The organism is Nocardia mangyaensis (genome assembly GCF_001886715.1).
GTDB lineage: Bacteria > Actinomycetota > Actinomycetes > Mycobacteriales > Mycobacteriaceae > Nocardia > Nocardia mangyaensis.
Genome location: NZ_CP018082.1, coordinates 4,048,010 through 4,063,195 on the forward strand (window position 1 = coordinate 4,048,010; position 15,186 = coordinate 4,063,195).

Consider the following 15,186-nt stretch of genomic DNA (forward strand, 5'->3'; position numbering starts at 1 on the left):
CTGATAAGACATCGCAGCAATCGAGGTGAGGATGCCCATGGTCCCCCCGCACGACAACGTGCCGTCGGCAGCACAGGCGGTCTACGCGATCTCGGTAGCCGCGGAGCTGACCGGCCTGGGCGTTCAGACCCTGCGCCTCTACGAGCAGCACGGCCTGCTCACCCCCGCCCGCAGCACCGGTGGCACCCGCCGCTACAGCGGCGATGATTTGACGCGCCTGCACCGCATCACCACGCTCACCGGCGAAGGGGTCAATCTCGCCGCGGTGGCGCGCATTCTCGAACTCGAAGACACCGTGGCCCGCCTGCGCGCGGAACGCGATCGACTACGCGGCGAGTCGAAGTAGCCCTGTCAGCCGATGCCGCCGATCTGGTCGGCGGACGCGGCCTGGTCGATCCTGAACGAACACGATCTCCTCACCCCTCACCGGGCGATGGCGCTCTCGGCACGTCGGCTCATCGGTCGCCCTCCGTGCCCACACCATCCAGCGCGGCCCACTGACGTTCCCAGGCTTCGGCCCGCCCACGCTCGACCAGAAGTCTTGGCAGCAACACCAGCAACCAGCCCGCGAACGCGGTGCCGACCAGAATCATCGCGGCGACGGCGATTCCGTCCACCACAGCGGATTCCGGCGTTCCCGGATCTGCGACAGGCGTACCGGACTCGTTCAGCCACACCGAGATCCCGGCGCCCTCCGCCGTCGCGCGCGCAACAGCGACTGTGGCGACGACTGGTCCCGACTCACTGGGCCAGCTCACCCGAGCCTGGGCGGGCTGGGCGTTGACAGGAGGGAGCGCCGGGGGTTCCAGGACCGTGGCGTGAACCATCGTCAGGGCCGCGCGTTCGGCGTGGTTGCCGGCAGCGGCGTCGGAGTAGGTGACGGTCCCCGCCGCGCCGGCGATCGGTACCGAGATCACGATCACCGCCACCGCGCACACCCGGACAGCGGCGAGCAGACGATCCGGCCACCGCATGAGCGGATTGGAGTTCCACGGTCGGCATCGCCACAGTCTCACGGCGTGCGACGCGATGCCGTCGATGCCGAACGTGGTCTCCGACATCGTCATCACCTCTCCTCCGGCCTGATTCAGCGAACACCGTCGAGCTGAGCCACGACCCAGCACCACAGCTGCGCGGTACGCAGGGCGGGCGCGCGAGCGGCGCGCACGAAACCCTCTCGGACAGTGCCGATCTCGGGCCGCGCGTCGCTGGTCACCGCGGCACCTCGTCGTCGATGAGCAACAGGTCACCGAGCGGACGCCGTGGCGTCTCCGGCAGGACTTCGCCGCTGGTGGGTGCCCAGCCGACCCGCAGCATCGCCTGGGGGTGGGCGGTGTCGTGCAACAGTTCCGCGCGGATCGTGGCGCGCTGATCGGCCAGTTCGAGCGGCTCGGTGAGCAGGCAGGTGGCGAGCCCGATCCCGGTGGCCGTCAGCAAGACACTGCTGATCGCTTCGCCTGCTCGTAGCCGCGACACTCGATCATCGGCCGAGGTGCCGATGAGGAGCAGCTCGGCGTAGTCGGGCTGGGTCGCCGGATCGGTGAGTCCCGCTGCCGCGAACTCCCTGGTTGGGAATTCGTCCGCCACGTTCGGTAGCACGGTGTTGCGCGCGGGCACACCATCGACGCTGCCGGGTCTGCCCGACCACATCGCGAGCTCGAACCGGTACGCGTGGTCGTTCGCGTGAACCCGACTTGCCGCACGGAAGGCGGCCTGCACGGATTCCCGGTCCTCGATCCGGCGCAGGACGGCCCCGTGTGCCGCGGCCCGTTCGCTGAACAGGCCGAGGTATCCGGACGGAATCGGCCAGGAGGTGTAATGGCGCCGGTCAGTTCTGCGGCGGCCGATGGAGGTGCTGAGTTCGATGTCGAGCGCGGTGGGCCGACGGGGCACCAATGTCAGCGCGGCCAGGTGGTTCGGCTCGGCGGGGTCCGGTATCCGGTGGATCACCGGCGCCCTACCGAGTGCCGCCAGCGCGACCGCGAGGTGGTGCAGCGCCGCACCGCAACTGATCACGATGTCACGGTGGTCGGGATCGGTCACCGGCAGCGCGCGTTGGGGGTCCAGGTAGAGGTGGATGCTGTGGTCGGCGATGCGCCAGCGCCACGGCTGGACGTTGTGCACAGACGGCGCACGCCCGGCGAGCGCCAGCGCCGCCTGGACGGTGGTGTCGTCGGGCAATCCGCGTTTCATGCTGTCGCGTCCTTTGTCGAAGTTGTCCCACTTCCCGGTGCCAGTGGCACCGGCGGCGGGATGAGAGCACGGTGCGGCGCTGGTCGGCGCCACCGCCGTGGGCGATCAGTCGAGCGGTGCGTCGGCGTGGACGTCGGCCATCGCGCGCACCGCGCGCAGAGACCGCCAGTACACGGCAGGTAACCCGGCCGCGCAGATGGTGGTGCGATCGATCTCGCGCTGCAGCAGCAGCCCATAGGTGAACGTCGACTCCCCCGCGTTCTCGGCTTCTCGCGTGAGCTGGATCAGGTGTTGTTTGGCCACCGCCGCGTCCTGATTCTGTCCGAGCAGATCCTGCACGGCGGCCAGCCCGTCGGCGGCCTGCGCGCTGCGCGCCGGGTTCATCTCGTGCACCGACTCCAGGTAGTAGCGGGTACGGCGCAGGGCCTTGCGGAGGTCGTGCATCGACGCGTCTGTTCCGTCCTCGTCCCTGGCCGACTCGACGGCGCGCATGCGGCGACGTACCCGCTCGAGCAGGGCGGCGAGGACAACCGCGTTGTCGGAATCGTCGATGCCGGGCACCAGACCCGCGTTCAGCAGGCGCTCCTCGCACATCAGGTCCTCGATCAGGGCCGGGAACCGCGGCGACCCGAACATGTCGCGGGCCGCCCGCCAGGCCGGGCGGGTGCGGGTATGGAAGTAGTTCGTCATCCTGGCCCGCACCGGTCCACGGACATAGCGGGGTCGCAAGAGGTCCACTGCTTCGTGGAGCCGGGCCGCCTGGGCCCGCAGTTCGTGCGCGGCACTCACGTTGATGCCGAACCACCGCAGTTCCTCGATCAACCTGCGCACTTCGGGTTCATGACGTACCGCGGGCCGGTAGGCGCTCAGCGCGCACCGCGCGCGCCGGGCGGCGATCACCATGTCGCCGACCGCGTCCGGATCGTCGTGGACGGCGATCTGCCCGTCCATGATCGTCTCGCGCTGGGTGTGGAGGTACCGCGCCAGCATCCGGCTCGCCAACGGTGGCTCGTCGGTAGCGTTGACACGGTCGCCGGCCTTGGCCTCGATGGTCATCGGTTGACCTTCCTCGCTGAGTCGAGATGTTCGTTCCTTCACCTTGCTCTCCCGAGACCCCCGCACCCCAGTGCCATTCGCCCTGCGCAGTCCTCAACCGGTCACCGTCACTCGGCGACGAAGTGCCCCGCCGCACAGGCCGAATGGCCCTGCACAGCGCCGAGCACTCCCGCTGATCACCCACCCGCCCTCAGCCGAGCACAGATCACCGGTGATCGACGACGCGGCCGATCAGGCCAGCAGTACCGCCGCACCGTCGAATCGGCCCAGTGCTCGCAGCGCCGGCGGCACGAGCTCACCGACCGGGGCGAACAGGATCGCCGAATCCAGCGGCTCGGGCGGCGCGTCGGCTGCGCCTCGCGCCGAGTCCGTACCGAGCGCCAGTGCCAGTTCCCTGGCGGCCGCGTTCCTGGTCATCACGCGCACCCCGCGAGTGCGATCTGAGCGGTGAGGTGAGCGCTGCCCCGAAGCCGTAGATGCCGAGCACGCCACCGTCCTCGGCGATCGGCTCTCGTCCGAGCTGTAGGGGGCCGTACCGAGAGGACCTGGACGTAGCACTCGCCACGATCCCATCATGTCCGGCTCCCTCGACGTCGGTGATGTCGGTGATCACCTCGGTCCTCGGCGATCGTCCCGAGGAGGGTGTTCCCCGGTGACGATGAGTTGGTGAAGCGCGTCAGCGATCGTGGTCGCGGCGGTGGTGAAGGGTTCGAGGACGATGTCGGCGCCGGCGGCACGGAGTTGGTCGGTGTCGTGCCGGCTGTGGGCGGTGAGCACGATCGTGCCGTTGTACTGGTGATGGCGCAGGTTGCGCAGCAGCACCAGGTTGGTCTCCCGGACCGGGATCGTGCTGATGACCACCCGGGCGCCGGCCAGTGGCAGGTGTTCCAGGAAGTGGACGTCCTCGGCGCTGCCGAACACCGCGGCAGCACCCGTACCGTCAGTGGTGGCGATGGTGTGGGGATCGAAGTCGATCGCGAGCACTCGGTGCCCGGTCCGGGTGAGCCGATCGGCCAGATGACTGCCGAATCGGCCCAGTCCGTAGAGGATCACGTCGGTGTCGGCCCCCGCGTCGTGAGGCTCGTCGGGCTTGGTGCGGGTGCGCTCGAAGAAGGCGATCCAGCGGTGGATGCGCTGGTAGATCTGATGGGAGTACATGATCAGGTAGGTCGAGCCGCCGATGGTGATCAGCCCCACGACCGTGATCAAGCTGACCGTGGCGTTGGTGATGTGGCCGAGGCTGAGCCCGAGCGCGGCCAGGATGAGCGAGAACTCGGAGATCTGGGCGACGGTGAGTCCGGCGAGAAAGCCGACGCGGACCGGGTACCGCATGGCACTCATGATCACGATCACGATGAGCGGGTTGCCGACCAGCACGAACACCGAGAAGACCACGGCCTCGGTGATCTGCTGGGTGGCGTTGCTGAACTCCAGTTTCGCGCCGAGGTCGAGGAAGAAGAACAGCAGGAGAAAATCGCGCAGGCTCACCAGCCGGGCGCCCAGGGCGTCGCGGTAGGCAGTGGGCGCGAGGGACACGCCGGCGAGAAAGGCACCGACCTCGGAACTGAACCCGAGCCATTCGCTGAACGCGGCGACCGAGACGGCGTAGGCGACGCCGAACAAGACGAGCAGTTCCTGCGATCGTGCGATGTGGTGCAACAGCCACGGCAGCACATACCGCATGAGCACCCCGATGCCGACGAGCAGACCGAGGCCTTTGCCCAGCGTCACGGCGATGCTCACTGACAGGTTGTCGCTGGTGGGCTGCCCGAACGCGGTGAGCGCGATCATCACCAGGACCACCACGATGTCCTGGACGATGAGGAAGCCGACGGCGATGCGCCCGTGGAGCTGGTCGAGTTCGCGTTTGTCCGACAGCAGTTTGACGATGATGATCGTGGACGAGAAGGTGAGGGCGACGGCCACATACAGCGCGGTGACGCTGTCCATGCCGAGCGCGATCGCGATCAGGTAGCCGAATACCGAGGTGAACACGACCTGACCGAGCCCGGTGGCCAGGGCGACCGGGCCGGTACTGCGGATCAGGTGCAGGTCCAGTCGCAAACCGACGAGAAACAGCAGGATCGCGATACCCATCCGGGCGAGCAGTTCGATCGTGCTGTCGGCGTCGACCCATCCGGTGCCAGCCGGGCCGACCAGGATGCCGACGCCGATGAACGCGACGATCAGCGGTTGCCGCAGGCGAACGGCCACCAGCCCGGCCACGGCGGCGATGGCGAGGATGATCGCGACGAGCGGGAACGCCTGCAGCTGCTCCACATTTCCAGCCTAGAGGTGCGCTACCGACGATCGTGGTCATACCGGGTGGGTAGGTGAGGGCGAGTCCTTAGTGGCAGGACTGCGTGCTGGTTCGACGACGAGCACCGGCACCGGTGAATGGTGGACCAGATCCGACGACACACTTCCCAATAGCCGCGTCGACAATCCCCCGCCGCGTCGACCGACGACGAGCACGTCCATTTCCTGGTCCTCGGCGAACCGCCGCAACGCCTCCCCCGCAGGCCCGGCGAGCACCTCGAAGTGCACGACGACCCCGAGCTCACCCGCCACCGCGGCCGCCGCGGCCAGTCTTTGCTTGGCGGCATCGACTTCGCGCCCGGAAGCGTCCATGGTGGCGTCGTAGTGAACGACCTCGGCAAGTACGAGCATCCCGAATCCGTGTCCGAACAACCACAGCGTCGTGGCCAGCACCTGTTCCGACTGCGGCGACCCATCCAGGCCGACCAGCACCCGCGGCCCGTCCGGTCTGCTCGATGGCGATGTCGGCACTTCCCCTGCCCCCGCTGCGGCCAGCCGGGGGCTGCGTTCCACTCGTTCCAGCGCGATGGGCACGAACAGTGGCCCGAACGCCAGCGCGACCAGCATCCAGAGCGGATCGTGTCCGCGGCGGATCATCCACAATCCCGTCACCACACCGGTGGCAATCCAGAATGCGGCGAAGACGAGGACAATCGTCGTGTTCATGTCTCGAGGGTCCCTCGCCCCACCCGTGGGCCGATACGGCCCAAATGCCATTGCCCGAAGGACCAACGGCCTCCCACCCTGCGACCATCGGTTTCCCGGACACTGCCACAGCCCCGCCGTCGCGGGCCGGATCCTGGCCCCGGTACTTCGACGCTGAACACGCGGCGTGGTCGGACTGGGCCGCTCGACACCCGACCGACACCGGAAGTCAAGACTCGGCGTCGACCACTCGGTTCGAACCACCGGGTTCGGCGGCGGCAGCCGGGCCGATGGTGCGGCGCCGGCCCGGCGTCCACACCGCGATCAGGACCGCCGCGCCGAGTGTCAGGAATCCCAGCACAGTCGCGGACTGGTGCATGCCGTGCAGGAACGCGGACTTCGCGACATCGCCGAGCTCCTGTGCTGCCGGACCCGCGCGCGCCACCACCTCGAGCGCCGCCGCGAGCGAGTCGCCGACCGGTTCGCGCGCCGGCTCGGGGAGGCTGGGCAGCACGGGTGCGATGCGCGCGCCGTATCCCGCGGCCAGCACACTGCCCGCGATCGCGATGCCGATGGCGGCACCGACTTCCCGGGCGGCATCATTGACCGCGGCAGCGACACCGTGTTTCTCGACCGGTGTGCCGTCGACTATCGCGGCGGTCGCGGGCGCGGTGCACAGACCGATCCCCACGCTCATCAGCAGCAGCGGGCCGAGCAGGTCCAGATAGGAGGTGTCCGCGTCGACCCGCGCGATCATGAGCATCGCGCCCCCGATCGCCACCAAGCCGGCGAAGGTGGGGATTCGCAATCCGAAGCGCGCCGCGACCCGAGGTGCGATCACCGAGATCACGACCATCGGCAGCCCCATCGGGGCGAGCGCCAGCGCCGAGATCAACGGGCGGTAGCCCAGAATCAGCTGAAAATGTTGCACGATCAGCATGAACAGGCCGAAAGTGACCAGGAACTGCACGGTCACGATCGCGGTGCCACTGCCGAAACCCCGGTGCGCGAAGAGCCGGACATCGACCAGCGGATGCGTGGCCCTCAGCTCGATGGCGACGAAAGCAACTGCCACCGTCAGCCCGGTCACGATCGCCGCGATCACCAGCGGATCGAGCCAGCCTCGCGCGGGACCTTCGATCACCGCGACCACGATCGCCCCGATGGCCAGGGCGCTGGTGGCCGCACCGAGGGGGTCCATCGGAGGCCTGGATGTATCGGCCGATTCGGGCAGGGTGAAGGCAGCCACCGACAGCATCGCGCCCGCGACCGCCATTCCGACGAAAATCGAGACCCAGGACCAGCTTTCGAGCAGAATGCCCGAGCCGAGGATGCCGAGGATCGCGCCGACACCCGCGACACCGGCCCACAATCCGACCGCGCTGCCCCGCCGTTCCGCCGGGAACCCCGCGGTCAGCAACGACAACGTGGACGGCATCACCAGCGCCGCACCGATTCCCGTCAACACGCGTGCGGCGATCAGCCAGCCCGGACTGTCGAGCAGCAAGGGTGCCGCCGAGGCGATCGAGAAGACGATCAGGCCGATGATGAGCACCCCGCGCCTGCCATACCTGTCACCGAGCGCGCCACCGGGCAGCACGAGGCAGGCGAGCGCCAGCGTGTAGCCGTCGACGATCCAGGTGAGTTCGGCCTGGCTCGCACCCGTGTCGGCCGCGATCTCCGGCAGCGCGGTGTACAGCGCGGCCATCGAGGCAGTGACGAGAATGACCGCGAGACAGGACAATGTCAGCAGCCGGCGCTGGACCGAGGACAATCGGTCACGTCCGAGGGGAACCATCCGGCCTCCGCTACAGTCAGTATCGCTTCGCTACAAGGTGTAGCATAAGTATGCGGCGGGAGATAGACCATCGAGGTGGTCGGGGTAGGAGAATGGGGCGCCATGAGCGGAATCCGCGCCGAGGAAGAAGACCCCCGTCGGGTGCGGTCACGGGCCAGGCTGCTCGATGCTGCCGCCGCGCTGCTGCAGGACGGCGGCTTGGAAGCCGTGACCGTCGAAAGCGTCACGAAGCTGTCCAAGGTCGCCAGGACCACCCTGTACCGGCATTTCGACAACGCGGTACAACTACGCGCCGCCACCATCGAACGGTTACTGCCCTCGCCGGTGGAGCCTCCACCCGAGGGCCCGCTGCGAGACCGCCTGGTCACCCTCCTGGAACGCCAGGCCGAGGCGATCAGGGACACCCGACTGCAGGTGTCGACCTTGGCATGGCTGGCGACCGGTTCCGATCACGACGCCGACAACCCGGCGATCAGTTCGCTGCGCCGGCGCCTCATCGACCACTACCGGGCACCGTTCGACCACGTGCTCGAAACACCGGAGGCCCGCAAGCGACTAGGTGAATTCGACACGTACTTCGTGCTCTCCCAATTGGTCGGTCCACTCGTTTTCGCCAAGCTCATCGGCTTGCGACCGTCGACTCCCCACGATTGCGCCCGGATCGTCGACGACTTCCTCGCGGCACGCGGCATCGCTGTCACGCAGCGCGCCGAAGACGGCCGCGCACAGCGGCATCTCGAGGTCGATCGCCAGCCCTCGGAGCCCGACCTCGACAGGTGACGGGTGCGGCCACCGCACAGTGTCGTCGACACCGCGCAGCGAGCCATCACCGACATGTCAGTACCCTCGTCATGCCGTTGTCCGAGCACAGGTCGGTGCCGCGCCGTTCCAGCAGCACGGACAACAGCCCGATTTCCTGCCCCTGGGTACGCACCATCTCCCGGGCCGAACGCTGGACCTCACCATCGTTGAGCACGGCGTCCGCGGCGGCGGCCATCTCGATGCCGCCGGCGTGATGCCTGCGCATCAGTCCCAGGAAGAGAACCTCGGCCTGGGTACCGCGCGCGGCGGCAAGCTCGTCCAGCTCGGTGGCCGAGGCCATACCCGGCATCGTCGGCGCGGAGGTTGTGGCGGAATGCCGTTGCGTGTGATCGGCATTCGGCATCCATCCCATGGGGCGGGCGTTGGCGACGGGTGCGCCTGCCAGCCGGAGCCAGCCCAGCAGCATGCCCAACTCGGTGCGCTGGCTGTCGGCGATCTGCCGGGCCACGCCGACGACGATCGGATCGGCGTCGGCGTCGAGCCGCTCGGTGAGCAGCAACGCCTGCCCGTGGTGAGCCACCATGTCCTGAATGAAACCGATCTCGGTGTCGCTCAGGACCGCCGGTGCCGTGGCCGCGGCGGGCAGTACGGGCCGCAGCGCCGCGCCCATCGCCAGCAGCAGCAGCGCGAGCGCACCGAACGCGGCGATGCGGAAACCGCTGCGCCACCTCATGATCCGGTGGTCGAGTTCTGGTCCGGTGGCGGAGTGTAGACCTGCGGCGACAGTTCGAGCGCCAGGAAGCCGTTGTCGGCGCAGGTGGTCCAGAGCTGGTTTCCGCGCCACTCCGGCGGCGAGAAGCACCAGTCGGTCGACAGGTCCCCGGAGACCGCCATGCCGGTTCGTGGGCCCAGTGCCTGGCCGGGATCGAACTCGCCCCGCAAGATCGCCTGCGCGACCGAAGGCGCCGACAGCAGCGGCAGGCCGATGATCGAGGCGAGCGCGTGCGGCGAGTTCGACAGGGCGCGGTTCTCCCCGGTGCGTGCGGGCGGATTGAAATAGCCGATCTCGGTGAACGCGTCGGGGTCACGCACGTCGAAAACCCGAACTCCCGACGAGGTCCAACCACAGGCCAATGCGGTCGGATCGGCGGGCCGGTCGGCGGCGCAGTAATGCGCGTCGTAGGCGAACAGTGACCCACCCGCGGCCGAAGCCAGCAGGGAATCCTGGTGCTCGGGCAGGTTGATCTCGAGCTTGATCGAGCCGGTGATCCGCGGATGACGGTCATCGGAGACGTCGATCAGTTTCACGCCACCGGACCCGGCTTCGTCGACGGCGAACACGTGCGGCACTCCCCCGTAGGTCACCGGAACGGTGTGCTGCGTCGCCCAGCCGTCCGACCAGGTCAGATCGGCGAGTTCGGGCACCTGCGGTGCGGGGTCACGCCGCTGGACCGCGCTGGTGTCGAGGATCTTCATCCCGCCGAGGTTGTTCGCCAGGTACAGGCGGTTGCCGTCCGGCGAGAAGCCGACGCCGTGCATGGACATGCCGGGCAGCCCCTGCCACACAACCCGCGGATTCGCCGGGTCGGTGAGATCCACGGCGCTGAGCACACCGGGTGCCGTGCCCGAGCTCCAGTAAGTACGGCCGTCGGGAGAGAAACCGCCCTCATGGGCGGTGATCGGCAGCGGCAGGGACAGATCGGTCCCGGGCCCCGGGTTGAGCAGGCGCGGGTGCGCGCAGTCGCTGATGTCATAGATCGACAGCAAGCCGGCGCCGGTCAGGAACGGAACGCCCGCGCCGACCAGCAGTTTGCGAGTCTTGTTGACCTTCAGGCTCTCCCAGGTTCCCGCCAGCATCGCGGGCTCGGTCAGCGTCGCGGTGTGCACGGGTGCGGCCGGGTCGCTCACGTCCAGCACCTGCACCCCGGCGTCCGGTCCCAGGTCGCCGGAAAAGAATGTGCCGACATAGGCGCAATGCTCGAAGGTCACCGAGGTGATGCCACCACCCCGGCCGCCGGCGGCACCGAGTAGCCGCATGTTGCACCAGAATCCGTCCCGGGAACGCCCGCTGTCACGGTCGGCGGCGGGGACGTCGCCCTGGAGACCGGATTCAGGGGCCGAACCGGGCAAGCAGTCGGCAGGGCTCGCGGGCGGCGCCGAGTGCGCGGTCACCGCGCCCATGGTGAGGAGTAGCGCGGCGGCGCAGATCAGTCCGACGCGTCGATGCGCACGGACAGGAGATTTGCTCATAGGTGCTGGTACCGCCCCGACGAGAGGGCGCCTTTCTCGAGTAGTAACCGTGTTACCGGTCGGTGACGTTACCACTCGAGCGGTGCCGAGAATCCGAATTCGGCGGATCGGTTCAGGCCGCCGGGCCCCGCGCCGCACCCTGGACAGACGAGCTACCGCGACCGGTCGCGCCGCTCCCCTTCGACCTCACACAGGAAGGACTCGATGAGGTCGACGACGTCGGCGTGACCAGCGTCGACGCCGAAGGCTTCCTCCATCCGCAGAAAGCGGGAGATGCTCGACATCAGCAACACGAGAGCGCCGGGCGTGTAGCCTGCCGCGCTCACCCCGTAGTCGGCGAGAATCTTGGCCACCGCGTCGAGTTGCAGCGAGCGGAATCTCCGGGAGGAATCCGCGATCTCCACCCGGATCGCCTTCCGATGGTTGGCCAAGGCGACGAATTCCATCGTCAGGGCGGTGTGCGACTGGTCGTGAATGGAATCCCACAGCGCCCACAGCGGCTGCGCCGACTCCAGCGCCCGCAACTGCCGCTCGTAGCTGCGATCGGCTCCCCGCCGGAACAATTCGACGAACAAGTTGTCCATGTTGCCGAAGTAGTAGTAGACGAGCGCGGGATTCACACCCGCCCTGGTGCCGAGCCGCCGGGAACTGACGGCGGCGTATCCCTCCTCCAGCATGATGTGTTCGGCCGCGTCCAGCAGTGCGGAGCGGGACGTGGAGTTCTCGGCGTCAGAGCTGCGCTCGGGCTTCACATGGAGACCTGTCTGTTGTGCGAGAGGCGCTGGGCCCCCGCGTGGGTCGCGGTTCATGGTCAGACAGCGCTCAACGGTGGTGGAATCCACCAGTTTACGGCCGCGCGGGGCGGCGATCACCGACCAAGCCGGTCCGCGAATCCAACCCTTGACAGCCGTGAGCGCCGTCACGTATATCTTAATCACTCGCTCAAATTGAGCACTCGATTAACTCCGAACAGGCCATAGCCGGCCATCCCCGCAGCCCACCGACGGCTGGTCCATCGCGCCCACCCGATCCCCCGGAACCGGGGCCTGCCCGCGCCGACGACGACGGCGCCGTCGCGCCCCGCAGGCGGCGATCGTCCACCTCGGGCGACGAGCAAAGGAACACGGATATGAGCAACACAGCCACAACGGCTTCGGCGGAGTCGCGCGACCGGTCGGCACAAGCCAGGGTCGCGGTGGTGACCGGCGGAGCGTCCGGTATGGGCCTGTCGATCTGCGCGGCGTTCGCCGACTCCGGGCATCGGGTCGCGGTTCTCGACGTCGACGGCACGGCCGCCCAGCGCGTCGCCGAGCAGTTGCGCGCCACCGGGGCCACAGCGATGGCCTGCGCGGTCGATGTCACCGATCGCGATGCGGTCCGGGAAGCGATCGGGAAGGTGCGCGTCGAGTTCGGTGCGATCGAAATCCTCGTGACGAGTGCCGGATCCGTCGATTTCGCGCCGTTCACCGACATCACACCGCAGGCATGGGATCGCGTCGTCGACGTGAACCTGAACGGGGTGTTCCACTGCGCGCAAGCCGTTGTTCCGGACATGGTCGCGGCCGGATGGGGTCGTATCGTGACGATCTCGTCGTCGAGCGCGCAGCGCGGCTCGCCGGGCATGGTGCACTACACGGCGTCCAAGGGCGCCGTGCTGGCGATGACCAAGGCCTTGGCGCGCGAATACGCCGCCGCGGGAATCACGGTGAACACGATTCCGCCCTCGGGCATCGACACGCCCATGTCGCGCCAGTCCCAGGCCGCCGGCCATCTGCCCCACAGCGACCAGATGGCCAAGGCGATCCCGGTCGGGCATTTGGGAACCGGCGAGGACATCGCCGCGGCGTGCGTGTTCTTGTGCTCGGAGCAGGCCGGCTACATCACCGGACAGGTACTCGGCGTGAACGGCGGGTCGGTGATATGACCACCTCGGCGGTTCCGCGCCTGGCACCGCTGCCGGTGCTGGAGTGGGACGAGAACACACGAGCCGTGTTCCGCGGACACCTGAAGTCGGCCGATCGGTACCTCTCCGCGGCACCTGACGCCCCGGCCATGCCGGGCATCCTCGGAATACTGGCCCACCACACCGAACTGGCGGGTGCGTGGTTGGCCTACAACGGCCTGCTGATCGAGCGCCCCAGCGTCGACCCGCGTGACCGCGAGCTGGTGATCCTGCGGGTCGCGTGGCGCAGCGGCTCGGAGTACGAGTGGCACCAGCATGTCCGAATCGCCCGCGGCCTCGGGCTCACCGAGGAGCAGGTCGAGGCGGTGCGCTACGGCCCACAGGCACCGCGATGGTCGCCGGTGCAGCGTTCGCTGCTGACCATGGCCGACCAACTGCTGGATCGGCATCGCGTCGACGACCACACCTGGGCGCAGCTCGAACTCCATTTCGACAATCGGCAGCTGATCGAGCTGTTGTTCGTCGCCGGCTCGTACCTGTGCCTGGCGATGGTGTTGAACAGTGTTGCCCTGCAACCGGACCCGGATCGGGAGGAACGATCGTGAGCAAAGCCCTACAGGAACCCGCCACGCCGCATCGATGGCCGCGCCCGACCGAGGGCACGTGGACCCAGCACTATCCCGAGCTCGGAACATCGATGATGTCGTTCGAGGATTCGGTGTCGCCCGAGTTCTTCGAACTCGAGCGCGAGGCCATCTTCAAGCGCGCCTGGCTCAATGTGGGTCGCGTGGAGCAGGTGCCGAAGACCGGGAGTTACTTCACCAAGGAACTCGATGTCGCGCGCACATCGCTCATCGTGGTGCGCGATCACGACGGTACCGTCAAAGCGTTTCACAATGTTTGCCGCCATCGCGGCAACAAACTCGTCTGGAACGAATTTCCCCGGGAGGAGACCTCGGGGACGTGCCGCCAGTTCACCTGCAAATACCACGGGTGGCGCTACGGACTCGACGGCTCGCTGGGTTTCGTGCAACAGGAGGGCGAGTTCTTCGACCTCGACAAGGCGGCGCTGGGTCTGCGCCCGGTGCACTGCGACGTGTGGGCCGGCTTCATCTTCGTCAATCTCGACGCCACACCCCGGCAGACCCTGCGGGAATTCCTGGGCCCGATGATCACTGATCTGGATGGCTACCCGTTCGACAAGATGACCGAGTGGTACGAATTCAAGGCCGACAACCAGAGCAACTGGAAGCTGTTCGCCGACGCGTTCCAGGAGTACTACCACGTCCCCGGGCTGCATTCGCAGCAGGTCCCCAGCGCGGTGCGCACCCCAGGGAAGGGTTTCGAGTGCGCGCATTTCCAGGTCGACGGCCCACATCGCATGGTCTCCACCGGCGGTGCGCGGCGCTGGACGATGCCGGCGGAGTTCATGTATCCGATCGAACGGGCGACCCGGAGCGGCCTGGTCGGCCCCTGGGAGTCGCCGGAGCTGGGCGAACTGCCCAAGGGTTTGAACCCCGGCCGGATCGAGCCGTGGGGTATCGACAACTTCCAGATCTTCCCCAATATCGAGATCCTGATCTACCACGGCTGGTATCTGCTCTACCGCTATTGGCCGACCTCCCACAACACCCACCGGTTCGAGGGAATGCTGTGCTTCCAGCCGGCGCGCACGGTCCGGGAACGGGTCGAGCACGAGGTCGCCTCGGTGGTGTTCAAGGAGTTCGCGCTGCAGGACGCAGGCATGCTCACCGGCACCCAGACCGCGCTGGAATCGGCCTACCGCACCGCGGGTATGACGCATTTCCCGGTCAATGACCAGGAAATCCTGGTACGGCATTTCCACAAGGCCGTCGCGGACTGGGTCGATGTGTATCGGCACGATCTCAGCGGGGTCGTCGCGCGATGACGACGACACTGCTGCCACCGGCATTCGCCGACCTGGAACGGTTCGCCCACGACTGGTGCCTGAAGACCGAATCCGAGCGCTACGCCCGCCGCCTGGCCAGTCCCATGCAGGAATTGATCGACTTCTACGACGCGTGCTTTCCGCGCATCGAAGACGCATTGGCCTACTGCGACAAGTTTCCCCTCGAGGAGTTGCCCGAGGACGCGATACACCTACTCCACCTGATGTATTCGCTGATCATGGTCGCGATGGCCGTCGAGATCTTCCAGCAGCCGAAGCCCGTCGACAGCGCCGATGCCGAACTCGCCCGCGTCTCAGAGCCCTGGCCGTAGAACACGAAGGAAATTCCAC

16 protein-coding genes and 1 pseudogene are annotated in these 15,186 nt (G+C 67.7%); 6 read left to right on the plus strand and 11 right to left on the minus strand.

Annotated elements, in window-relative coordinates; translation table 11 throughout:
* Positions 1–37: 37 nt before the first annotated feature.
* The gene (locus tag BOX37_RS18280) at positions 38–346 is read left to right on the plus strand and encodes a MerR family transcriptional regulator (RefSeq protein WP_071928718.1); all 309 of its coding nucleotides are present in this window, start codon (positions 38–40) and stop codon (positions 344–346) included.
* A 109-nt stretch (positions 347–455) separates the two neighbouring features.
* Here BOX37_RS18280 and BOX37_RS18285 read toward each other — a convergent pair whose 3' ends face one another.
* From BOX37_RS18285 to BOX37_RS18315, 8 genes and pseudogenes are all read right to left on the minus strand, one after another.
* Entirely contained in the window at positions 456–1,061 is a 606-nt protein-coding gene (locus BOX37_RS18285) for an Rv1733c family protein (protein ID WP_156910453.1), read from the minus strand.
* A 26-nt stretch (positions 1,062–1,087) separates the two neighbouring features.
* Positions 1,088–1,216: a hypothetical protein gene (locus BOX37_RS35840; RefSeq protein WP_276207204.1), complete on the minus strand. Its 129-nt coding sequence runs from the start codon at positions 1,214–1,216 to the stop codon at positions 1,088–1,090.
* Entirely contained in the window at positions 1,213–2,193 is a 981-nt protein-coding gene (locus BOX37_RS18290; RefSeq protein WP_071931629.1) for an Acg family FMN-binding oxidoreductase, read from the minus strand. Before BOX37_RS18290 ends, BOX37_RS35840 begins: the two co-directional genes overlap by 4 nt.
* Before the next feature lie 105 nt (positions 2,194–2,298).
* Positions 2,299–3,249 (minus strand): CHAD domain-containing protein, encoded by a 951-nt coding sequence (locus BOX37_RS18295; protein WP_071928720.1) that lies wholly within the window; start codon positions 3,247–3,249, stop codon positions 2,299–2,301.
* A 261-nt stretch (positions 3,250–3,510) separates the two neighbouring features.
* Positions 3,511–3,742: pseudogene (locus tag BOX37_RS18300) on the minus strand (zinc-binding alcohol dehydrogenase family protein); the annotation flags it as partial.
* 116 nt (positions 3,743–3,858) lie between these two features.
* Entirely contained in the window at positions 3,859–5,529 is a 1,671-nt protein-coding gene (locus tag BOX37_RS18305) for a cation:proton antiporter (RefSeq protein WP_071928721.1), read from the minus strand.
* 36 nt (positions 5,530–5,565) lie between these two features.
* Positions 5,566–6,234, minus strand: coding sequence for a universal stress protein (locus tag BOX37_RS18310; RefSeq protein WP_071928722.1), 669 nt, complete (start codon positions 6,232–6,234; stop codon positions 5,566–5,568).
* A gap of 208 nt (positions 6,235–6,442) precedes the next feature.
* The gene (locus tag BOX37_RS18315) at positions 6,443–8,011 is read right to left on the minus strand and encodes an MFS transporter (RefSeq protein ID WP_071928723.1); all 1,569 of its coding nucleotides are present in this window, start codon (positions 8,009–8,011) and stop codon (positions 6,443–6,445) included.
* A gap of 102 nt (positions 8,012–8,113) precedes the next feature.
* Here BOX37_RS18315 and BOX37_RS18320 point away from each other — a divergent pair, with 102 nt between their 5' ends.
* The gene (locus BOX37_RS18320) at positions 8,114–8,791 is read left to right on the plus strand and encodes a TetR/AcrR family transcriptional regulator (RefSeq protein ID WP_071928724.1); all 678 of its coding nucleotides are present in this window, start codon (positions 8,114–8,116) and stop codon (positions 8,789–8,791) included.
* A gap of 46 nt (positions 8,792–8,837) precedes the next feature.
* Here the strand turns inward: BOX37_RS18320 and BOX37_RS18325 are convergent, their stop codons facing one another.
* From BOX37_RS18325 to BOX37_RS18335, 3 genes are all read right to left on the minus strand, one after another.
* Positions 8,838–9,506: a DUF305 domain-containing protein gene (locus BOX37_RS18325; RefSeq protein ID WP_071928725.1), complete on the minus strand. Its 669-nt coding sequence runs from the start codon at positions 9,504–9,506 to the stop codon at positions 8,838–8,840.
* A complete protein-coding gene (locus BOX37_RS18330) occupies positions 9,503–10,954 on the minus strand; it encodes an LVIVD repeat-containing protein (protein ID WP_240505426.1) in 1,452 nt (483 codons plus the stop codon). The genes BOX37_RS18325 and BOX37_RS18330 overlap by 4 nt, the downstream gene beginning before the upstream one ends.
* A gap of 221 nt (positions 10,955–11,175) precedes the next feature.
* Positions 11,176–11,775 (minus strand): TetR/AcrR family transcriptional regulator, encoded by a 600-nt coding sequence (locus BOX37_RS18335; protein ID WP_071931630.1) that lies wholly within the window; start codon positions 11,773–11,775, stop codon positions 11,176–11,178.
* A gap of 377 nt (positions 11,776–12,152) precedes the next feature.
* Between BOX37_RS18335 and BOX37_RS18340 the strand changes: the two genes are divergently transcribed.
* From BOX37_RS18340 to BOX37_RS18355, 4 genes are read left to right on the plus strand one after another with little or no spacing between them, the layout of a single operon-like run.
* Complete coding sequence (locus BOX37_RS18340; protein ID WP_071928727.1) at positions 12,153–12,947, plus strand: SDR family NAD(P)-dependent oxidoreductase; 795 nt, start codon at positions 12,153–12,155, stop codon at positions 12,945–12,947.
* Entirely contained in the window at positions 12,944–13,531 is a 588-nt protein-coding gene (locus BOX37_RS18345; protein ID WP_071928728.1) for a carboxymuconolactone decarboxylase family protein, read from the plus strand. The genes BOX37_RS18340 and BOX37_RS18345 overlap by 4 nt, the downstream gene beginning before the upstream one ends.
* Entirely contained in the window at positions 13,528–14,835 is a 1,308-nt protein-coding gene (locus BOX37_RS18350; protein ID WP_071928729.1) for an aromatic ring-hydroxylating oxygenase subunit alpha, read from the plus strand. Before BOX37_RS18345 ends, BOX37_RS18350 begins: the two co-directional genes overlap by 4 nt.
* Positions 14,832–15,167, plus strand: coding sequence for a hypothetical protein (locus tag BOX37_RS18355; RefSeq protein WP_071928730.1), 336 nt, complete (start codon positions 14,832–14,834; stop codon positions 15,165–15,167). Before BOX37_RS18350 ends, BOX37_RS18355 begins: the two co-directional genes overlap by 4 nt.
* Positions 15,168–15,186 lie beyond the last annotated feature (19 nt).